Origin of the sequence: Paenibacillus apii (assembly GCF_011043685.1) — a bacterium.
GTDB classification, from domain to species: domain Bacteria; phylum Bacillota; class Bacilli; order Paenibacillales; family Paenibacillaceae; genus Paenibacillus_AQ; species Paenibacillus_AQ sabinae.
On record NZ_JAAKGU010000004.1, the window covers coordinates 23,150 to 44,320 of the forward strand.

A 21,171-nucleotide genomic window follows, 5' to 3' on the forward strand; every position below is an offset into this window, starting at 1 on the left:
TTAGGAGGAGATAAGGATGAAGAAACCGATGGATATGAATACCCGGGCAGGACAAGCGGAGATGGAAGGTAAGACACAGCATGGTGTCGCGTCGAAAGTGAAGGCCTTCCTGGCCGACGAGCGCGGTGCGGTAGGCGTCAAGGAAATCGCCGTTACGGTGGCGGTAATCGTCATTATCGGCGCGGTGGTTTCGCTGATTACGGACTCCTTTTTAAATACATGGATTAGTGAAGTGTGGGAATTTTTTATGACTCAAATCGAAAAAATGACAACCTAATCCGGAGGCTTTTGATATGCGCGGTGTTGCGAAGGCGGTGCTCGGCGTCATTTTATCCTCGGTCGCCATACTGCTGCTGCTGAATCTCGCCTTCTTTTTTCCCTGGTATATGACGCTGATCTCTGAGACGTACAACGTCGCCCAGGTCGTCGCCGGGGATAACTATATGAAGGAACTTTATTACGAGGATGCGATGAACCGGCTGCGGGAGCGCCCGATTTTCCGGGACAAGGAAGACAAGATTGAGATTTCGGTCACCAACGCGGACGGCCGCAGCGCGATCGGCGACGACGACGAGACGATTTATTACGACAGACCCGAGAGTGACAAGCCCTACCTGCAAAGGGGGGAGCCGCTAGAGGTGGAGATCAAGGCGGTTTATCCCTTTACCGTCACCTTATGGGGCGAAAAGCTGGAGCGGGAGCTCCCCGTCTCGTTCAAATTGTCGACCACGGGCCTGAAGCATTACAAGGATCTGAACTACTACACGGACTGATGGGAAGGAGAGCCAGTGAGAAATATAGCCGTCGCCATTCTCGTCGTCATTATGGCCTCAATCGTCATCGAGCCGCTTGTGGAGCTCGCCAATGTATTCAGGGAAAAGGTTACAGTCGGCTCGGCCGTCTCGGGCGCCCTTCGGGCGGCCAGAGACCGCAGTCTCGAAGACGAGCTGCTGCGCGAACTGGACGCCAGGGTGGACGAGGAGCGGTTCAAGGAATATTTTGCCGACTCGTTCGGGGATGCGCTTCATGTCAGCGAATCGAACGACGCCGGCGACGAGGTAACGTTCACCTCCGATGACGGAAAATTCAATCCTTTCACCGTCAGCTTCGTCTTTGACGAATATACGGACCTGAAGGGCCGTATCGTGACCGAGGTCATCGTCAAGGCGGAGTCCCAATACAAGTTCAAAACGAAGTACCTGAAGCTGGCCGAGTCAGCCGGCAATTCCGGCGAATACAAGCTGGTCAGCGAGCAGAAATACCTGCTCTCCGTAAGGAACTAGACAGAAGGGAGGGGTTCTGTGGATTATATCATGGTTACCCTGCAGACCGGGGACGGCCGGCAGACTGATCTGAAGGTGCCGGCGTTCGTGCCGGTCGGCGACCTGCTGGATATGCTCGCCGAGACGCTTCAACTGGAGAAAGGGCCTGAGACCCGGCTGCAGGCCGAGCCGCTCGGCCGGATTCTGCAGGTCGGCCGCACGCTGGAGGAGCAAAGCGTATGCCACGCCGCGCTGCTGACAGTCATCTAAAGAAGGAGCGATACCATGAACGGCAACTTGTACAATGGAGGACTGGTTCACAGGGATGGGGAGTCGCTGCTCGTCACCGACATCAAGCGGTACTCCGGCACTTATCTGATACATAACGAGACCAGCTTCGACATTTTCACGGACAACCTGATGTGGTTCATGAACGGCGGCGAATCCGGAATTCTGTACAGCGACCAGCGCAGAGGGAACCGGCTGTTCCGTTTCGCTCCGGCCGCGCGCGAAGATGAGCTCGTGCTGGACAAGCCGTGTGCGCAGCCGATTCTCTGCGGCGGTTTGATCTATTACATGGATGAGCGGGATGGCGGCCTGTACTGCTGCGCGGAAGACGGCCGCCATGACCGCAGGCTGACCGAGGAGAAGGTGAGCGGCTTTCTCCTGCTGGACGACGAATCCGTCGTCTGCGCCACGGCCCAGGGCATTAAGCTGGCCGGCGCCGCCGGGCGCCGGGCCGAGACGGTCAGCCCGGCGGTCGCGGGCCGGATGGTTCAGGCCGGCAATGTGCTCGCCTTTGCCGATCGCGGCCGCGATCTTGCCCTGACGCTGCTGGACCTCGGCAGCGGAGAAACGACGGCGGTGGACGGCATCTTCGCGGCGTCGATCAATACGGACGGGCGCTACCTGTACTGCACCAACCGGCGCAACGGAGGCAGCCTGTACCGGGTCGATCCCAGGACGGGAACAGGCATCCGGATGAGCGGCGAAAGCGCCGATTATCTGCACGTGCTGGACGGCGACATCTATTTCAGCCGCGGCCGGGAATGGTACCGGCTGCCGCTGGCTGGCGGCGAAGCGGAGAAGCTTCCGGCCCCGGGAGGCGGCGGCCATGCAGACTGAATTCAGCCGGCAGCCCAGATTCCTGCCCGACATCCCGCGCGGCGAGGTGGAGGTGCCGGACCCGCCGATGCTGCAGGAGAAGCCGGAGATTTCCTGGTACGGCATTCTGCTTCCTCCGATCGTGATGCTGGTCATTACCGTGCTGATCGCCATGACGTCGCAGTCCCTCTTCCTGCTGATCTCGGTCGCCACGACCGTGATGACGCTGTTCGGATCGCTTGGAGGCGCGGTTACGCAGATCCGGAGGTATACCCGCAAGAAGAAGGAGCGGGAGCAGAAATACCTGCAGTTCATCACCGATACGCGCAGCGAGCTGTCGGTAGCTAGAGAGCAGCAGAGCGCCGCGATGAACGAAATGTTTCCGGAGCCGGCAGAATGCGTGCGACGGATTATGGAAACGGACAGCCGTTTGTGGGAAAAGACGCCGGTGCATAACGATTTTCTGGCCGTGCGCGTCGGCGTCGGCAGCGCACCGCTGGAAATGGAGATCCGCTATACGAAGCAGGCGATCGTCATGGAAAGCGACCCTCTGTTAATGGAGCCGCAGCGGCTGGCGATGGATTACGCCAAGGTGCCGGGCGTTCCGATCACGGTCAATCTGCTGGAGACGGAAATCTGCGGCCTGGCCGGAGAAGCCGCGAAGACGGAGGAGCTGCTGAAATCGATGCTGCTCCAGGTCGTCACCCATCAGGGCTACGACGACGTCCGTATCGTGCTGCTGACCGAAGGCGACGGGATGGAGCGCTGGAGCTGGCTGAAGTTCCTGCCGCATCTGTGGGACGACGGGATGAACGTCCGCTTCCTGCTGTGCGGTAAGGCGCTCGCGCACCAAGTACTGTCCGAAATGTACGCGCTGCTGAAGGATCGCGAGCTCCGGACGGCGGGCGGCGGCGCGCTGCCGCACTACCTGTTCATCGTGGAGGATGCGTCGCTTCTGGAGAACGAGCCGATCAGCAAGTATCTGTATAACGGCAGCTCGAAGCTTGGTGTGTCGACGATCTTCGTCGCGCCAAACGCCGCTTATCTGCCGATGAACTGCAAGGTGGTCATCGGCCTGCAGGGCAAGCACGGGGAGATGGCCAGCCGCGTCACCGGAGAGAAGACGGCGTTCACACCGGATCAGGCCGATCTTAAGGAGCTCGATCTGGCGGCCAGAAAGCTGGCCCCGCTGCGGATCAAGCACGCGAACGCCGGCTTCACCCTTCCGTCCTCGATTTCGCTGATGGACATGCTGGAGGCGGAGAAGGTGACCGATACCGATTGTATCCTGAACTGGACACGGAACAAGACCTACATGGGCATGAGCGTGCCGATCGGAGCGCGCGCCGGAGGAGAGCCGCTCTATCTCGACATGCACGAGACGGGCTACGGGCCGCACGGCCTGGTGGCGGGAACGACGGGCTCGGGCAAGAGCGAACTGCTACAGAGCATTATCGTCTCGCAGGCGATCCACTACCATCCGCATGACATCGCGTTCGTCCTGATCGACTATAAGGGCGGCGGCATGGCGGACGCCTTTAAGGGCATGCCCCATCTTGTCGGGACGATCACGAACCTGGACGGCAACCAGACGAACCGGGCTCTGCTCTCCATCAAGAGCGAGCTGATGCGCCGGCAGCGCGTGTTCTCGGAGTACGGGGTCAACAGCATCGACAAATACCAGAAGCTGTATTACAGCCGCCCCGGAGGAGCGGGCATGCCGGCCATTCCGCACCTGATCATGATCGCCGACGAGTTCGCCGAGCTGAAGCAGGACCAACCGGATTTCATGAAGGAGCTGGTCAGCACAGCGCGGGTCGGCCGAAGTCTCGGCGTTCACCTGATCCTGGCGACGCAGAAACCGGCCGGGGTCGTGGACGACCAGATCTGGAGCAACTCGAAATTCAAAATCTGTCTCAAGGTCCAGGACGAAGCGGACAGCCGGGACGTGATCAAGCGGCCTGATGCCGCGATGATCAAGGAGCCCGGGCGCGCCTACATCCAGGTGGGCAACGACGAAATCTTCGAGCTGTTCCAGTCCGCCTATTCGGGCGCGGATTACGATCCGCGTGGCGAGCTGCAGAAGCTGGAGAACAAAACGAAACGCATCTACAAGGTGTCCGTGACCGGACGAAGCGAACGGATCTATCCGCTGGAAGAGGAGAAAATCGCCCGCCACGAGGTGCCGTCCCAGCTCCAGGCGATGGTGGAGCATATCACCCGGACGGCGGAGCAGTTCGGCATCAAGCCGGTCAAGGGGCCTTGGCTTCCGCCGCTGCCGGACACCGTCTTCCTGGACGATCTGGTTGACGCGGCATGCGCGGACGGTATACGGCCTCGCCGGGAATCGCTGTTCAGCATCCCCGCGGGACTGCTGGACGATCCGAGAGGGCAAAGGCAGGAGGCGCTTGCGTTCGATTTTGCGGGAGAGGGCAATCTGTTCGTTTACGGCGCTCCAGGAACGGGCAAAACGGTGCTGCTGCGCACGCTCCTGCTGTCCGCCGCTCTGCTGTATACGCCGGACGAGGTCCATTTCTATATGATGGATTTCGGTGGCGGCTCGCTGAAATCGCTGGAGCAGCTTCCCCATGTCGGCGGCGTCATGACGCTGGAGCAGGAGGAGAAGATCGATCAGTTCATGCGGTTCGTGTTCCGGATCATGGAGGAGCGCCGGGCGCTCTTCGAGGAATCGGGCAGCGAAGGCTTTGCCGATTACCGTGCGGACGGCCGGGATTTGCCGGCGGTGGTGCTGATGATCGACAACTATTTCGCGCTGTCGGAAACGTATGAGGACATCGACGCCCAGATGGTCGTGCTCGCCCGGGAAGGCTTCAAATACGGCATCTATCTCGTCGCCACGGCGACGAACAGCGCGCTGGTCCGCTACAAATTTTCGGTCAATTTCAAAATGGCCGTCAGCCTGCAGATGACCGAGAAAAATGAGTACGACGGCATTGTAGGCCGCACCGAAGGGCTGGAGCCGGCGAAGACGGCCGGCCGCGGCCTCGTTCGGGGCAAGCCTCCGCTGGAATTCCAGACCGCGCTGCCCGAATTCAGGGAGCTTCGAACGGATGCGTTGATCGAACGCATTGAAGAGCGGTTCGACAGCCGGGCGGTGCCGATTCCGGTTATGCCGGTGTCTATTGATCTGCGCGCGATTGCGGCGGAAGGAAGCCGGCTGGCGATCGGACTGGCGAGTAACGATCTCCAGCCTGTCCATATCGACCTGCAGGCCCATCCCGTCCTTATGGTGGCGGGAGACGCGATGTCCGGCAAGAGCACGCTGTTGGTCTCCTGGATCAGTCTCCTGGCCGAGCGGGAGCGGGAGCTTGAGGTGTACGCGCTGGATTCCTCCGGCATGGGCATCTTCGAGCTGATGAACCGCCCCTGCGTGACCGACCTGGCCGGCGTGGAAGACATGTTCGAATTCGCACTGGGCTTCAAGGAGAAGCTGGACGCCCGCCGGTCGGAGCTGATCTCCTGCCGGATGTCTGGAGGGGACGTGGCGGCCCTGACCGCAAGCTGGAACCCGGTCGTGTTTGTCATCGACAAGCTGAGCGAACTGACCGGGAACGACATGTATGCGCTGCATGAGCTGCTGGAGCGGATTATTCGGCAGGACCGGGGACTGAAAGTTTCGGTCATCGCCGCCGACAACACGGCGGAACTGGCGTCCAACTGGGATACTCTCGGCAAGATCATCCGGGAAGAACAGACCGGGCTCCTGCTGGGACGGATCAAGGAGCAGAATTTGTATTCGCTGTCCTACCCTTACGGTTCCCAGGAACGAAACATGGAGCAGGGAGACGGGTACCTGATTGTGAAGAACCGGTACACCGGACTGCGGTGCGGCGTGCTGAGAAAGTAAAGTCGCCTGTCGGCGGTGCGGCGTGCTGAGAAAGTAAAGTCGCCTGTCGGCGGTGGAAGATTCCTTGAGGAGGTGAGTCTGTGTCGATCAGTCCTTCCGAAATCAGAAGAAACGCGGCGCGAATCAACGGAATGACCGGCGATATTCGTCAAATTTCCAGAGAGCTGCAGGCACAGTACCGTCAGGCCGGCGAATACTGGTCCGGCACGGCGTCCAAATCGCTGCAGAGCGAATACCAGACGCTGGACGGGGTGATGAGAGCGCTGCTTCGCAGCCTCGAGCAGCTGGAGAGCGGCGTGGAGCGCGTCGCATCGCAGGTGCAGCGGGCCGAGCAGGAACGCGCCGAGAAGAAACGGCTGGAAGAGAAGCTCGCCGCCGAGAAAAGGGAGAGAGAACAAAAAGAGCGGGAACAGGGAAGGGAGCGGGCCCGCAACGGCCGTTAATTCGTCCGTATGTCCGGTCCATTAAACCGGTTAAGGCGGCAAGTCCTCGAAAGGAGGTGAACAACAATGGCGGGAAACAATTTGACATTTAGCCCCGATCAGGCGATGAGCGTCGCCAAATCGATCAGCGGCAAGGCAAGCAACGCCCAAACTCTGATCAATCAGCTTCAAAAGGAAATTCACGCGGTAAGCGGCTGGTGGCAGGGCGAATCCCAAACGGCTTTCGTTCAGCAGTTTGACGGACTTATGCCCAGTTTTAAAGAACTGGTTACTTGTGTAGAGAATATCAGCAAGAACCTCGTGCAAATCGCGAACATCAAGCAGCAGGCCGAGCAGGAAATGGCCAGCAAACTGCGCGGAAGATAATTCGTGTGCTACCAGGCATGGCAAGCAGGCCGGGTGGTTCGGCCTGGCTGCCATGCCATGATATATATTATGAGGATCCCATACATAGAATCTGGAGGGAGCTTTACGTGAAGCTGACCGATAGGGAATATTTGACGCTGGCCTCTATTACGCTGCCCGTAGATGACGACGGAAAGATGGGAATGACGGTCCGCGAACTGCTCGGCCACAGCGCGGCGGAGGCGGAAGCCGGCACCCAGGCGGACCGCAGGCTGCATGATCTGGTGCTGACGGACCGGTGGATAGCGCAGGACGCGACGGGTTATGCCTTTAATAACGAACATGACGATAGATGGTTTATCTTTTCATATACACCTGAAGCCTCGCTGAAGGAATTGAAGGCGCTGCTTTCCGGGGAGAGCTCCCTTCTGGGGCGGGCTGCGGAATTCCTTCGCGCCGGACGGGGAAGCGGCGCTTGCTTCGTAACCGGCTTCGGGCTGGGTGGAGCGCTGGCGCTTTATGCGGCGGCATACTGCGGCGATGCCGGCGGCGTCGTCTTTGACGCTCCCGGCATTGCTCATCTGCTGGACGCGCAGCAGGCGAATAGTCCGGGTATCCGAAACATCGCAGCTGACCACAGCGTCATTTCCCCACTAGGCAGCCACGGCGAAACCGTGGAGTTCGCCAAACCTTTGGGCGAACCGGACGGGGAAGCGGCGCGGCTCGGGCAGGCGGGACCTCACATGTACGAGACCGATGCGGCGGGCCGGATTATACTCGGCGAACCGGACGACACGTTCGGGCTGCTGTCCAAGCTGAATGTTCTGCTGGAGGACGGACCGGTTGTGGACGATGTTTCGGGCGCGTTCATCCGGGCGGCCGGGCTGCAGGATACCGGCGCGAAGGATCTGATTCATGCGCTGCTGCCGCTGAGCGAACGGACCGGCGCCAAGGGCATCCGGGACGCGCTGTTGGATATCGCCGCCAAATATGACGATCATGTGGAGCGGATTTGGCTAGAGTGGAAGCAGGACATGACGGAAAGGGCGGAGAAGCTAGGGCCAGGCGCGCTTTCGGTGGCTTTTGAGATCCGAAGCGAAGCCGCCATGCGGGAAGCCTCCGCGGTGCTGGAAGAGATGTACCGCGTGACGGAAGCGTTCCTGGTTGTCCTGATCCTGTTCGGTCCGGATCACAGCCGGGTTGCGAATCGGCTTGACGAGCTGCTGGAGACGGTCGCGGGCGGGATGACGGCCCGGCTCGAACTGCTGTCCAGGCAAATGCCGAATGAGCTTGAGGCCTTGATGGACATATCCATGAGCAAAATGTTCGTATGGCCGGACCTTCAGTTCACGTTCAAAGAGGAGGGCCCCTAGAAGACCAATCAGACTGACCTTAAGGAGAGTGGGCGGGCTTGAACAAAACGATAAAAAGGGTGGTGTTTATTCCAATGGCTTTCTTGACGCTACTTAGCCTGTTCGGCTGCGGCGAATCACGGGATGAAAAGGCTTCGAAACGCATACTGGAATCCCTGCAGCAAAAATACGGCGAGGAGTTCGTACTGGACGGCATCGGCGGGAGCTGGGGGACGATGAATAACAACACGCTGAAGGCGATCGTCCGGCCTAAAGACGACGTGACGCTGAAAGTTCCGGTAGAGATTACGAAGGACTTTAGCAAAATGTACGACAAGTACCTCAATCAGCGGGTTGCCCGCAATGAGGAGCCTAAGATTGAAGAGCTTGTGAGAACGTATTGGCCGGACGCGAAGGTCGTCATCGCCAACGATACCCGGCAGACCTACCCGGAGGAAAATGATACCTCGATGTCCTACACGGAATTTCAGAAGCGGTATCCGATGAACACCCAGCTTGTTTCCATTTATCTCAATGGCGACGATTATATCGATGCACGGGGAAATATGGACCAAAAGGGCGAGGTAGATAAATACATGGAATTTGCCAAGGTGCTGGCCGAACATCAATATGTCAGCAGTATGGTGACATGGACGTTCCTTACCAAGGACGCTTACGATCGGTTGGACGAAGCTAAAGCATCCGATGATTCCGTCGATAAGTATTTCACCGACGAGGAAGAGGAATCAGGTAAGGTTAATATCATAACCATGATCGGATACTCTTTGGACGCGGAAGGTCAGGTTGAAGAATCTCGCGACGAGATCGAATCCTATTTTGACACCTGGAAGGAAAAAAGGCTAAAAAGCCTAGAGCTAAGAGGTGGGTCATAATGGACCTCAACCAGCTCACCGAAGTGGAACTGAAGAAGATCTCCCAGTTGGTGTACTTAGATATTCTCGATAGCCAAGGCGTCAATACTAAGATCCAGCAGAAATACATTCGTCAAGGCAATAAAATCACCGTCAGCCAGGTAATCGATTATTACACGTCAGGTGAGGGGTTAAAAGAGCTTGAAGAGCGGTACCCGAACATGTTGAACGGAACCAAAGAATCCGATCAGTGGGTCAAGCTGCTTGAATCGATGGACACTCCCCAGTATCAGAATTGGGAAATCAGTAATGTAGTATCGAAAAATAAACAGAATGAATCCGGTTTTGTGGCTTTTACAGTGGATACGAAGGACGGGGCAAGAATAGCCGCTTTCCGCGGCAGTGAGCCCATTGATGATCCGTACTACCGGAATGACTGGAAGAACAACGGGACGACCGCCTACGAGCTTGAATCGGTACAGCAGCAAGACGTCACGGAATACATGAGGCGTTTCGGTCAAGGCGACTACGATCTGTACCTGACCGGCCACTCTCTGGGCGGAAATCTGGCGCTCTACTCTTCTTTTGTCCTTACCGACGAGCAGAGAAGCAGGCTCGTCTCCGCGTCCACCTTCAACGCGCCCGGCTTCAATAAAAGCGTGCTGGACAAATATCGGACGCAGATTGACGAGATGAATGAGAACGGACAGCTCAAAGAGTTCCGCAATAAGCATGACATCGTGCCGGCCCTGTTCATGAATCCTTCGGACGGCATTTATATCGACACCACCTCGGAGGAACTGACGGGGTTCTCGCATCATTCCCTGTTCTCCCTTGCGCAGGAAGATGGGGAGACCTTCCGGCGGTCGGACTCCCAGATGCGCGCCGTCATTCCGAACATTGTGCACCATGTGACGGTCGGGCTTGAGATCGTACCGAATTTCCTTAAGGAAGCGCTGGTCCGCGAAGTATTCAAAATCTGGGACGGCGACATTGGGATTCAGCATATTCTGTTTGCGGCTGCGGTTGTTGCCGCGATATTCATCGCCGGCCCGGTTACCGTGCTGGTCGGTGCGTTAAAGGTCGTGCTGGCGCTGTATGTCATCGGCTTCATTATCGACAAGGTGATTCCGTGGATCAAGGAAGGGATCGCCAACATCGCCGAGATGGTGGAAACGTTCTTTGACGAAAGCGTCGAATTCATCACCAATCTCGTGTTCCAGGCGGTCGATGCGGCCAAGCTGATCGGCAGTAAGGTGGCCGAGTTCACGCAGCAGGTCAAGGGGGCAGTGACGAAGTTCTTCCAGGATCTGAAGGAAGGCTTTAAGCGCTTTATCGCCGACACCATCCAGTTCGTCCAGGCGCAGAAGGAACGCTTCCTCCGCATGAAGGACCAGGCCGTCAAGAAGCTCGGAAACATCTTAGATTCCATGAAATCAGCCATCACCCGCAAGAAGGATGAAGTCGTGAACGGCGTCCGTTCGTTTACGGACAGGCTGATCGGTGACATCAAGTCGAAGATCAAGACGGTAGCCAAAATTGCGGTTTCGGCCGCGGGCGCGGTCCGGGCCGCCCAGATTCAGGCCAACTTAAACCGCATCGAAGTGCTGCACAAGCTGCTGAGGCAGAAGGAAGAGCAGATCTCGGAGCTGGTCAGCCGAATTCTCAGCGTGGCGTCCGGGGTGTCCTCCAGCGTCAGCGGTTCATATCCGGAATCCTACGTCCGCTCGCAGGTCAGAGAGCTTCAAAGAGCGAGCGAGGAGGTCAAGGTCAAGGAACGTCGTGTCTCCGAAACGCTGAAGCAGCAGTCGGACGCGGTCAAATATTCCGTGATCACCTACCGCAGCACCGAAGCGAGATTGTCCGCCCTGGCGAGAGCCTAAAACGAGGCATTCAAATACAAGCATACACATGACGAGAGGAGCAATATTTAATGAAGCGATTTAACACCCTGCTTGCCGTATTCCTGATCATTACCCTGTTCTCCGCGCCTTTCACGGCGTCGGCGGCAACCCTGCCACTTCGGGTCGTAGTCGACGGCAAGAAGGTGAATTTCCCCGACGCCCAGCCGTTCATCGATGCCCAACAGCGCGTTCAGCTGCCTGTCCGGTTCGTCACCGAAGCGCTAGGCGCGAAGGTGCTGTGGGACGGCCCAGCGAAAAAGGCGACGATTATCCTGAACGGCAAGACGATGGTCGTCTATATCGGCAAAACCAGCTATACGGTGGACGGCAAAACGAAGCAGATGGACACCGCCGCTCTGTTCAAGGAGTCCAGAACATTTGTGCCGCTGCGCTTTTTGTATGAAGGTCTCGGCGTGAACGTGAACTGGGACGATTCCGTGAAGACGGTATATATCACCACTGGCGGAAGCGGCGGAACTACAACTGCGCCTTCCACGGGAACAAAGACGGCAGACGTTTACGGATTCAAGGTCAATTATGTCGAGATGGGGCCGAACCTTGAACCGGCTTATGTCAGCGCATCAGGGATGACCGTATACGAGAATGATGATCCGGAGCCCGGTAAGGTTCTCTTCCAGCTTACCATCGTGTTCAGTGAAGCCGGTTCAGATCCGGTACAGGGAGCAAAGGATGCGGAATCTATTTTACGCCAGAAAATTGAAGACAACGTAGTTGATTCGATAATGAAATATGCAAGAACGAAAACGAAAATTAGCGATATTCTGCCTCTTAAGGAGTTTACTTCGAAAAATTATAATTTTATGGTCCTCTCTAGTGAATATGACGATATAGCTATTATGGTTATACCAAAATAATGACACAGACAAAGGGAATGAAAACGATAGTGAGAAGAAAGCTGATCAACTGTTCGCTGCGGTTCGCACTGCCGGCAGTGGCGGCGGGGATGCTGCTGTCGGGTCTGTTCCTTTCGGTAAATGCGGAGGACGGCAGCGCTCCGGACGATTTTCCGCAAACGCCGGCCGAAGCCCGGGAATACATCAACAGAGACATGAGCGAGCTCTATAATAAACCGAATTATTATCCGCCGGAAACGAGCAAGGGCAAGCTGCGGGAGGATCTGCTGCAGAAGCGGATTGACAGCAGGGAATATACATTTGAAATGGTGTATGGGGCGAGTCATGGAGAGCCGCTGGTTCACAAAGGCAATATGTATCCTTATTCCGGCTATAATCTCAACGGCGATTCTGTATCGGCCGAAGGGGTCCCCTGGTATGCGGGATGGAGCGGCACCAAAATCCAGGACTTTGATATGGTTAAGGAACCTTGGGACGACCCCGGCGTCATTCGAGCTTATAATCCCAAAAAAAGCAAGTTCAATGCCTATTCCGCTCCCTCGAACAAATACCTCGCCAGCTCGGGAGGCACTTTTGAACAGGCGATCATTACCGGCCTGAATTTGGAATACGGAGGCAAAACTTACAGCGAGTTCATCTATAACAACATGAACAGCCAGTATAAAGACCGCGTCGTCTATGATTTCAACGCTACGCCGACCAAAGGCGGAAGCTGGGTGGACTATGTGCAGATCATCCAGCCGCCCACCTTCCTCTCCTGGGGCTCCGGGCGGATTTATATCGGCAATCCGGGAGGCAACATCACATACCTGGGCATTCCGATCGCGCCGTTCATGCTGCAGGTGGACGATCTGTCCGCGACCTTCGAGAACTTCCCTTCCGGTGCGGTCGCAGGAGATTCCGTTACGGTCGGCGTCCGGGTGAACTCCACCTTCGACGGGGAGCGGACAACTGATTTCGTGTGGCAGATCAAGGACAGCAGCGGCAAAACGGTGCCCGCCAACTATAAGGGCCATGCCGAGACGGCGTCCGGGAACCTTAAGATCCCGGGCAACAACGAGCGGATGCTGTATGCGTCCTTTATTATGCCTGAGGGCAATGTCAGTGTGAAATTTACCGTCAACAGCGGGAAATTCCCCGAAGAGGACATTTATACGAACAATACCGTGAGCCTGGCGCTGAAAGAGGTTCAGCCAATGCCGGCCGCCAAGGGCAAATTCGATCTGGATTATGATGTCTTGTCCAAGAAGATCCGGTTCCCGTTGGCGAACGGGGAGGCGATCCAGGCTAATCTGATTCTGCCGGGCAGTTCACACTGGAACGGCAATGCGACCGGAGCGCTAGATGTGGATAACGACTCCCCGAATCTGCTGCGAAGCTTTACGGTGCTGAACAATCCGCCGGTCAATGAAGCGGGTTCGACCATTACGCGCAAGCCGACAATCGAGGCCAAGCTGCTGCGTACCGATTTTGGCGACAATCCGCTGGGCGGCAGCTGGCTGAACCTGAGCAACGCCTATACGCCGCGGGTCAAGAATGGGACCGTCAGCTACAGCGGTGATGTCAGCAGGGACTATATCCGGACCTACCGGACATGCAAAACGGTAACGGACTCGAGCGGCAACCGGGACCGGGAATGCGAGACCCATGAAGAGAACGGCTCAACCTCGGCTCCGTTCTCTCCGGGCAAGGACGACATTACGGTCAATGCATTCGTCTACAACGGACGGAAAGACGTGCCCGCTAAGGAATTTGAGGACAAGATCGAAAACAATACAAAGGATGATTTGGGCAAGAAGCTGCTGTGGACCAGCGAGCCGTACAAAATCAAGACCATCCGCTGGATGGCGCATGAGGACGAGAGCGGCAGTCTTTTCGACTGGACCGACGTGAACGGCCAGTACGAGCGCGAGTTCACACAGCAGGCCTCGGGCAAACTGGTCTGGAAGAGCGAGCAGACGATGGCGAATGCCTACAGCCAGGGCAGAGAGGCCGCAAGACGGATGACCAACAACAAATCCGATTATGACAAGGCCGTGTTCGCCACGGACCGCGAGCTTCAGGGGTATGACTATCCGATCAAATCGGGCTATTATTTCAATCCGGCCGGGATCTATACCTTTACGCTGGAGACGGTGACGTTCAAGCCTACCGACGATGACACGAAGGATCACAAGGATCTGGTGGACGCGGTGATCGATTCGTTCCGGTACGAGAGCAACCTGGTCTATATTAACAACAACAAGGAATCGGTTAATCTCCTGAACGAGCCGCTTGGACGGTCGGGGAATTCGGTTGTCCCCAAACCGGCAGCCCTTAACGTGAAGAACGCCAAGGGCGTGAATGCCCTGCAGCTCATAGCTGTGGAGGACCGGTCGACGGACAACTCCCGCTACACGAAGGAAGTGGAGGAAGTCTATCACTCACAGAACCGGGATAATATAGACGAAACACACGCTTTCTGGAAAAATATCCTAGAAGGGTACTCGCAGTCCAGCACCAAGGGCAGCTTCGACAGCTTCAAGTACCGGGAGTTTGTCAAGGACGGTCAGCATATGTACAGAATTACGGAGACCACGACCGTCAGCATCACCGTGAATCCGAACAACACGCCGTTGTACACGGATGCCCGCATGGCGGACGGCAATTATTATGTCAAAGCCTGGATCGCCGATGTGGAGCTGTCTTCCAGCTCCAACGCCTACCGTAAACTCGGCAAGCTGGGCGGTGTGAAGCCGCTGGATGAAATCCGGGTAACGGTAAAAGGCTCGATGTATGATGATTTGAACAACTGATGCCCTTCCCGGTCTTGGATAGTCTGGACGCGGCCGCTTCAACGTTGGCTGCTCCTGAAGCTGTACCCGGGGCCGGATTTCTTGGTCGTTATACGGTAAATCTGCGAATAGGCAAGCGCACGAACAGGCGTCCCACAAGGACGCCTGTTTGTGCTGGGCGCGGGTCGATTCGCTGGTCTAACGCGGCTGTATCGTTGTTGTTCCGGCGCAAAATACCAGTACGCTATCTAATAATAGCCGATTATCGCGAACTAGCGAACCGTATGATGCCCATGTTGCACTTTTTACAAATTAATGACTCTGCCCAATAACCTTCTCGTAGATTTTCAAGTAACGTTCTGCCATCTTTTCTTTCGTAAACCGTCTAGCGACATATTGACGAAGCTTCTTGGGATGAACGGATGCATCGCTCATAACCATCCTCGCCATATCCTCCGCGCTTTCGCACAGAAATTGCGGGAATCCGGATAATACTTCCGGTACAGCCCCTCTTGGGAATGCGGCCACAGGCGTTCCGCAGGCCATCGCTTCAATCATTACGAGTCCGAATTGCTCCTCGCAAGCCGTCGGAAACATGAGCCATTTGGCATGCTTCAGCAAATCCTGTTTTTCTTTTCCGTGAACTTCATTTACATATTCAATATTGGGATTATTATTAATTCGCGGGAGGATCTGATTGAACAGATCTCCGTCCCAGGCGGGACCCGCTATTATCGTTCTTATACCTGTCATTTCGGCCACATCAATCGCCGTATGCACACCTTTTTCCCAATCAATCCGTCCCAGAAACAGCAAATAATCTTCTTTGTGCTTGCTAAAATCATACTCGCTTAGGTCGATTCCATTGTGCACAAAAAATCCTTTATGCCGGTTAGGAGACTGTATAAGCTTCGTGCGGCTCACATATACGGGATGCTTTGCCGGGACATGAAGCGACCATTCCGTGTGAATTGTAGAGACAACCGGAATGTTCAGGTCCTCTTGCCCGAACAGGAGATCATGTGTATGGTCATGTATGATATCCGCATTGTCCGGAATCGTATCCAGAACGAAATCCTTAATGCTGTCCGTTTCATAACGGTGGCCATACGGAATCACAACAGCACGGCTTCGGCTCCCTGCGAGAGCATACAGATAGACCTCATGCCCCATTTCAACAAGCGCATCCGATAAATTGTAAACGACCCTTTCGAGACCTCCGCTGCCGGGAAGAGGAATGATGTTCGGAGCGATCTGAACAATGATCACCGTAAATCACCTCTGCTTATAAATCGTCTATGGAAGCTCAAGATTCCCACGGGTCAACCCAAATTAAAGTCTCATTCACGATATAGGGCATCAGCTGCTCGATTACAAACATTTGACTTTTATAGTGCTGCAATAATTCGAGTTTCTTTTGCAAGATATGAAAGGGAAGCGGATCATCCTCGGTTTCGAATACATATAAATGATCCAATTTTATGCTGTGTAAAATACGGGATAACGACCGGTGCTGACTATGGCCGTATTCCCCGTGCAGATTATGAGTGACAACTTTATGGAATTGACCGCTATCCAGCAGGTCTCTTAAAGCGTCTTTCACTTCCTCTTCATCAAACTCCCCATCGTATTCATCGGGAAAATCCCATATTTCAAACTCCGCGTTAACGGATGTCATTGCACTCTGGAATTCACGGGAACGGGTCTTGTTGCTTCCGTTGGTTAAGCAAATGACTTTCCAGCCTGGCTCCTGGATTAAGGCTCCGCCTCCAAATATGCTTTCATCGTCAGGATGCGCGACTATCATAAGCTTATCTGCTGCCGAAAAGGATGACATCATTCCACCTCATAGGGGGCATAACGGTTTTTGAGAATGTTGGCATATACGTTCATGAGCATATCTGTAGTACGGGTAAAGTTGAATTGTTCCTTTATCAGATTCCGGTTTACCCAGCCTGTTTCCATCTTTTCTTGAACCGGCATATCCAGCGCCCGCTTTATATCTGTTTTTAGCTTCTCTACGGACCAGATTTCATCGGCATGATGGTCACCGAACCATGTCTCCCATGCAGACCGGTAATTTCCCGGATTAACAAGTCCGACAAAACCCTTCACACCGACAGCGACCACAGGACGGCAGCAGGCCAGAGCCTCAAGAGCGGCTCTTCCGGTACCGACAAAGACATCGCAGATGGAATAATAGGAAGACATATTGAGCGTATTTCCGAGCAAATGTATGAAATTGCCCTTCGTTTCTTTATGAATCACATCAACCAGTGATTTAATCCCCTCGCTATGCCGCCCTTCACCGCTCACAAGGAGGTTCAGATCAGGATAGCTTTCGGCCCTTAACTGTCTGCAGGCTTCGATGATGTCTCTGCAAATGTCGGCTTTTTCCCAAGACAATCTGCCGGCGTACATAATTACGGGCGCGCCCTTGGGTATTCCTAATTCGTCGCGCAAGTCACTGTGAATAAGGGAGCGGTAATTGAACTGCACGGTATCAATTCCGTTGGGAATCAATTGGACAGGCATGTCTTTGACCGGAAGTTGTTTCACAATGGAGGGACTCACGCAGACGACCGCCGCGCTGCTCTTTATAAGCTCGAATTCATCCATAGTAAACGGTAGCAGCATGTGGAGCGTCCATAAACGGGGAATACACAATTGATCTGCGGCTTTTGCTGCAAAAGTACCGGAAGGAATTTGATGAATATGAACGGCTGTTATTCCCTCCGTATTCATGATTTGTTTTAATTGGGAGATGATTTTCTGCTCATCGGCTTCATTGATGATATGTTCGTTCGTGACGAAGTTAATCTCATATACGGGACAACCTAATGCGGCGAATGCATCACACATTTCTCCGCGTTTTCCCGCTACAACGACATGAATACCGTTTCTAAGCAATTCCCGTACGCATGTCAGGACGTGTGTTTCAGTTCCGCCGATATTGAATTGGTCTATAACCATCAAAATACGCAGATCGCTATCAGAGTATCGCGGCTGCATGCTGTAATTCGATTCTTCTTTATTAAGCCAGACCACCTGCTTGGGCGGATTAGCGTTCACGACATATTGCACAATCGGTTTCTGGGTGTACACGCGTTTCTTGACCGGGCGTTTCTTGCTGCGGTCTTCTGCCTTTTTTTTCAATCGGATTCAACTCCTTATTCTAATAAAATTCCCGTGAACGCTGGGCCGAATGAGAGCGGTAATAATACAGGGTCTCCCGCAGATTGTCGACCTGGATGCCGTGAGAAACGCACTTGGCGATAAACTCATAGTCTTCGGCTCCATTCATGTTACGGGTCAGCCCTCCCAAGCGATCGAATACACTGCCTCGAAACAAAATGGTTGGATGAGAGACGCAATGATCTCCGAGTGCGTACCTCTTCGGGATATCCTCACCATAACTGAGCCAATTCGATGGGGTTTTTTTGAGAATATCGCTATCTTCAAAAGCCATATAGTTCGTGCCGACCACACTGATCTGCGGGTGGTTTATCAGAAACTCGACCTGCTTGCTTATCCTTTCCGGGTGGGAGTAGTCATCCGCATCATGATTGGCGATATATTCTCCGCGCGCCGTAAACAGCCCTGCTGTCAGAGAACCGGAGAATCCTACATTTCGAGGCAGCCGAAGCAGGGTGAAGCGGGGGAATCGCCGGCGGGCCTGCCAAAGCTGGGTACGATCGGCAGATCGGTCCGTCGATGCATCATCCACAATAATGATTTCTATGTTCGGGTAGGTTTGCTCGTATAAATGATCCAGGCAATCCTCAATGTAGGGTTCTGCGTTAAAGCACGGGATCACGATGCTTACAAGCTGATCAATTCGAGCAAGCGACATCATCCAACCCCTCCATTCAATAATCATGTCCTTTCACCATATGTTCAGAAGAAAACAATGGAAAGGGATAAGCGTATATTTTCTCAAAATTGGATGGTGAAATATGTACTTACCCAGTCAAAATTTGGGATTAACAATACAATAACAGCGGCACAACATAAGGAAGGTGATTTAATGTGACAGAAAGCAGTGACTACACAGAATATACGAAATCTTCATCATATTCAGAATATTCAGAGTACACAGACCATCCCCGCAGCAAAATTTGTTTTGCCATATTGGTGCATAATCGCAGAGAAGTTGTCTTTGATTTATTAGACAATATCCGTTGTTACTGTCCTGACAGTTCTGTCGTCTTGTATAACGGCGGAGATGATCCGGATTTATGTAAAGGTCTTGGATATCCGGTATGCCCGAGCAGCAGAAAATTGGAGTACGGGGTAACCGCAATATATATGCTCGAAGTCATGGAGTGGCTCGAGGACATTGATTATTCCTACGATTTACTGATTAATCTGGATTCTGATGTTCTGTTTGCCAGAGAAGGCTTTGAGCAGTTTATTCTCAATGAAATGAAAGACAAGGATTATATGGGCGTCGGTACGAAAATACCGGATGATGACTTTTATTGCCTGGTGCAGCTCAGGCTGGAAATTGACCAGTGGATCCCTCTGCTGGGAAATGAACCTTATATGGAGTCGTTTAACGTAGGGCAGGCATACAGCAGGAAATTGGTTCTTCGTTTTTTGCATGATGACCAGTATGAACTGTTAAAAAGCAACCTCCGCGACACAAGGTCCTTCGGAGTCGATGAGCTTATCTTTGTCACCATGACGGATCGGCTGGGCTTTTCCTTGCATGCTTACCCGGAGGATGCTTCCTCATCCATTCGTTACCGGCCGTACTTTCCGCTCGATGAAATAGTCAGTCTGATGAATGGTAAACCTGACAGCACCCTCGTTCATCCCGTCTATCGGAACCTTAAAGATGAAGCAAGAAGCTTTATCCGGGAGGCTATGAAACGGAAAATCCAGCTCAGTCCCGATTATCAGGAACGATTTATGGAAGAGTATCTCGGCGAAATGCCTTATCTCATTCGCAGAAGCAAATACAAAGGCGCAAAAATAGAGTGGCTGGCCGCCTCAGAAGATGAAGGGCTGCTTTACTGGAGGGAAAACCAATCAGGCAGGACTAAAGATGTCTTGTTTGGACCCTATAAATTCGGAAGCGAAAAGATTGAGGGATTAACGGCGCTTGAGGGCAAATTCGGCAATCTTGAAGCGGTATGCCGAAGCGGTAATACACTCATACATTATTGGAGAGAAGAACATAGCGGTGAATGGTCCAAATCCGAACAATTTGCGGAAGGCGTAAAGGGAATCCCGGGTTTTCTGGAAAGCGGCCACGGTAATTTCGAAGTCGTTGCCCCGATGAAGAAGGGAGGGCTTGGTCATTGGTGGAGAAACAACGATGATCCCATGCACCCCTGGTTTGGTCCGGCAGTGTTCGGAACGGGGCATTATGACGATGTAATCCTGGTTGAGAACAATGAGAAGCAATTGACAGCCATTGCATGTAAAGATGGCAAGTATCAATACTACGTCAGGGACGACCACAACAGCTGGGAGTGGTTTGGACCTTACGAATAAGAGGTTGAGGACCGATGAGCATCTTGGCTGTCAGGTACATTAGACCTATGGATGATGGATGGACACTCCCGCATCTGTTCAAATGCGAGGACGGTCAAACCTATGTTGTCAAATTCATTAATAATCGTTCTGGTTCTGGTATATTGGCCAACGAGCTGATTGCTTATCGTCTGGGAAAACGGCTTGGCTTGCCGATTGCACCCTACCGCATTATTCAGATAACAAGGGATCTTGTGGATATGTTCCCTGTTTTGAAAAGCATGGATGTTCCAACGGGCCTGCACCTTGGCAGTTTGTATTTCGAACAAGGGACGACCTTGCTGGGGGAAGTCAATTTGGCATTATGCAAAAATCTGCATCAGGCGGCGGGGATGATCGTTTTTGATCATTGGATCAATAACTGGGACCGGCATGTTGCCGGATCGAATCTATTATATGTACCGGACCAACGCAAAATTCAAATGATAGACCACTCAGATGCTTTTTTCGGCCCGTATTGGGATAAAGAAGAATTCATGGATGACACTGATAGAATAGATGTGTTCTGGGGGCCGTTATATGAAAGGTTTGTTCCCTATATCGACAGCCAGGACCCGTTCGGCCATTATATCTCGTTAGTTGAAAAGATCAGCGAGGAAGCGGTTGTTCAAGCGGTGAAGGGGCTTCCTAAACAGTGGAGTATTTCCAGTGAAGATGTAACTGCGTTAGTTGATTTTTTAATGGGCAGGAGGCACCTCGTTCGGGAGGCTTTGGAGGAATTAAGGGACTACTTTCCGATCTGGAGACAGGAAGACGAGGATTAATTTTGGAAGAATACTTGAAAATATGGTAATTGACTAGAATGTCTGCCCTTACCTTTTCTTGTTTCGA

Annotated in this window: 19 protein-coding genes; 15 read left to right on the forward strand and 4 right to left on the reverse strand. The window is 53.8% G+C overall.

Features of this window, described 5'->3' with window-relative positions:
* The first annotated feature begins 16 nt into the window (after positions 1-16).
* From G5B47_RS10440 to G5B47_RS10500, 13 genes are all read left to right on the forward strand, one after another.
* Complete coding sequence (locus tag G5B47_RS10440) at positions 17-277, forward strand: hypothetical protein (protein WP_165097608.1); 261 nt, start codon at positions 17-19, stop codon at positions 275-277.
* A gap of 16 nt (positions 278-293) precedes the next feature.
* Positions 294-773, forward strand: a complete 480-nt coding sequence (locus G5B47_RS10445) for a hypothetical protein (protein WP_165097610.1) — start codon at positions 294-296, stop codon at positions 771-773.
* Between the two features lie 15 nt (positions 774-788).
* Positions 789-1,283 (forward strand): hypothetical protein, encoded by a 495-nt coding sequence (locus G5B47_RS10450; RefSeq protein WP_165097612.1) that lies wholly within the window; start codon positions 789-791, stop codon positions 1,281-1,283.
* Positions 1,284-1,301: 18 nt separating this feature from the next.
* On the forward strand, positions 1,302-1,532 hold the full coding sequence (locus tag G5B47_RS10455) for an EsaB/YukD family protein (RefSeq protein ID WP_165097614.1): 231 nt from the start codon (positions 1,302-1,304) through the stop codon (positions 1,530-1,532).
* Positions 1,533-1,547: 15 nt separating this feature from the next.
* Entirely contained in the window at positions 1,548-2,387 is an 840-nt protein-coding gene (locus tag G5B47_RS10460; protein ID WP_165097616.1) for a DUF5050 domain-containing protein, read from the forward strand.
* Positions 2,377-6,234 carry a type VII secretion protein EssC gene (essC, locus tag G5B47_RS10465; protein ID WP_165097618.1) on the forward strand — a complete coding sequence of 1,286 codons (3,858 nt, stop codon included), beginning with the start codon at positions 2,377-2,379 and terminating at the stop codon, positions 6,232-6,234. Before G5B47_RS10460 ends, essC begins: the two co-directional genes overlap by 11 nt.
* Positions 6,235-6,314: 80 nt before the next feature.
* The gene (locus G5B47_RS10470; protein WP_165097621.1) at positions 6,315-6,677 is read left to right on the forward strand and encodes a WXG100 family type VII secretion target; all 363 of its coding nucleotides are present in this window, start codon (positions 6,315-6,317) and stop codon (positions 6,675-6,677) included.
* Positions 6,678-6,743: 66 nt separating this feature from the next.
* Positions 6,744-7,043, forward strand: coding sequence for a WXG100 family type VII secretion target (locus tag G5B47_RS10475; protein WP_165097623.1), 300 nt, complete (start codon positions 6,744-6,746; stop codon positions 7,041-7,043).
* Between the two features lie 107 nt (positions 7,044-7,150).
* Positions 7,151-8,395 carry a hypothetical protein gene (locus tag G5B47_RS10480; RefSeq protein ID WP_165097625.1) on the forward strand — a complete coding sequence of 415 codons (1,245 nt, stop codon included), beginning with the start codon at positions 7,151-7,153 and terminating at the stop codon, positions 8,393-8,395.
* A gap of 38 nt (positions 8,396-8,433) precedes the next feature.
* Positions 8,434-9,267: a hypothetical protein gene (locus G5B47_RS10485; protein ID WP_165097626.1), complete on the forward strand. Its 834-nt coding sequence runs from the start codon at positions 8,434-8,436 to the stop codon at positions 9,265-9,267.
* Positions 9,267-11,129 carry an Mbeg1-like protein gene (locus G5B47_RS10490; RefSeq protein ID WP_165097628.1) on the forward strand — a complete coding sequence of 621 codons (1,863 nt, stop codon included), beginning with the start codon at positions 9,267-9,269 and terminating at the stop codon, positions 11,127-11,129. Before G5B47_RS10485 ends, G5B47_RS10490 begins: the two co-directional genes overlap by 1 nt.
* Before the next feature lie 50 nt (positions 11,130-11,179).
* A complete protein-coding gene (locus tag G5B47_RS10495) occupies positions 11,180-12,025 on the forward strand; it encodes a copper amine oxidase N-terminal domain-containing protein (protein ID WP_165097630.1) in 846 nt (281 codons plus the stop codon).
* A gap of 29 nt (positions 12,026-12,054) precedes the next feature.
* On the forward strand, positions 12,055-14,820 hold the full coding sequence (locus G5B47_RS10500; RefSeq protein WP_165097633.1) for a hypothetical protein: 2,766 nt from the start codon (positions 12,055-12,057) through the stop codon (positions 14,818-14,820).
* Between the two features lie 291 nt (positions 14,821-15,111).
* Here G5B47_RS10500 and G5B47_RS10505 read toward each other — a convergent pair whose 3' ends face one another.
* The 4 genes from G5B47_RS10505 to G5B47_RS10520 are packed head-to-tail and all read right to left on the reverse strand — an operon-like array spanning position 15,112 to position 18,652.
* A complete protein-coding gene (locus G5B47_RS10505; protein ID WP_165097635.1) occupies positions 15,112-16,068 on the reverse strand; it encodes a glycosyltransferase in 957 nt (318 codons plus the stop codon).
* 37 nt (positions 16,069-16,105) lie between these two features.
* A complete protein-coding gene (locus G5B47_RS10510; protein WP_165097637.1) occupies positions 16,106-16,606 on the reverse strand; it encodes a PIG-L deacetylase family protein in 501 nt (166 codons plus the stop codon).
* Between the two features lie 29 nt (positions 16,607-16,635).
* Positions 16,636-17,955, reverse strand: a complete 1,320-nt coding sequence (locus tag G5B47_RS10515; protein ID WP_165097639.1) for a glycosyltransferase — start codon at positions 17,953-17,955, stop codon at positions 16,636-16,638.
* A 19-nt stretch (positions 17,956-17,974) separates the two neighbouring features.
* Entirely contained in the window at positions 17,975-18,652 is a 678-nt protein-coding gene (locus G5B47_RS10520; protein ID WP_165097641.1) for a glycosyltransferase family 2 protein, read from the reverse strand.
* 455 nt (positions 18,653-19,107) lie between these two features.
* Here G5B47_RS10520 and G5B47_RS10525 point away from each other — a divergent pair, with 455 nt between their 5' ends.
* Positions 19,108-20,301, forward strand: a complete 1,194-nt coding sequence (locus G5B47_RS10525; protein WP_165097643.1) for a hypothetical protein — start codon at positions 19,108-19,110, stop codon at positions 20,299-20,301.
* A 14-nt stretch (positions 20,302-20,315) separates the two neighbouring features.
* Positions 20,316-21,104 (forward strand): HipA family kinase, encoded by a 789-nt coding sequence (locus G5B47_RS10530; RefSeq protein ID WP_165097645.1) that lies wholly within the window; start codon positions 20,316-20,318, stop codon positions 21,102-21,104.
* Positions 21,105-21,171: the final 67 nt, after the last annotated feature.

Coding starts and splice junctions, on each gene's coding strand:
- G5B47_RS10530 (WP_165097645.1), top strand. CDS start 20,316: ATGAGCATCTTGGCTGTCAGGTACATTAGACCTATGGATGATGGATGG.
- G5B47_RS10490 (WP_165097628.1), top strand. CDS start 9,267: ATGGACCTCAACCAGCTCACCGAAGTGGAACTGAAGAAGATCTCCCAG.
- G5B47_RS10495 (WP_165097630.1), top strand. CDS start 11,180: ATGAAGCGATTTAACACCCTGCTTGCCGTATTCCTGATCATTACCCTG.
- G5B47_RS10460 (WP_165097616.1), top strand. CDS start 1,548: ATGAACGGCAACTTGTACAATGGAGGACTGGTTCACAGGGATGGGGAG.
- G5B47_RS10510 (WP_165097637.1), bottom strand. CDS start 16,606: ATGATAGTCGCGCATCCTGACGATGAAAGCATATTTGGAGGCGGAGCC.
- G5B47_RS10525 (WP_165097643.1), top strand. CDS start 19,108: ATGCTCGAAGTCATGGAGTGGCTCGAGGACATTGATTATTCCTACGAT.
- G5B47_RS10520 (WP_165097641.1), bottom strand. CDS start 18,652: ATGTCGCTTGCTCGAATTGATCAGCTTGTAAGCATCGTGATCCCGTGC.
- G5B47_RS10475 (WP_165097623.1), top strand. CDS start 6,744: ATGGCGGGAAACAATTTGACATTTAGCCCCGATCAGGCGATGAGCGTC.
- G5B47_RS10440 (WP_165097608.1), top strand. CDS start 17: ATGAAGAAACCGATGGATATGAATACCCGGGCAGGACAAGCGGAGATG.
- G5B47_RS10445 (WP_165097610.1), top strand. CDS start 294: ATGCGCGGTGTTGCGAAGGCGGTGCTCGGCGTCATTTTATCCTCGGTC.
- essC (WP_165097618.1), top strand. CDS start 2,377: ATGCAGACTGAATTCAGCCGGCAGCCCAGATTCCTGCCCGACATCCCG.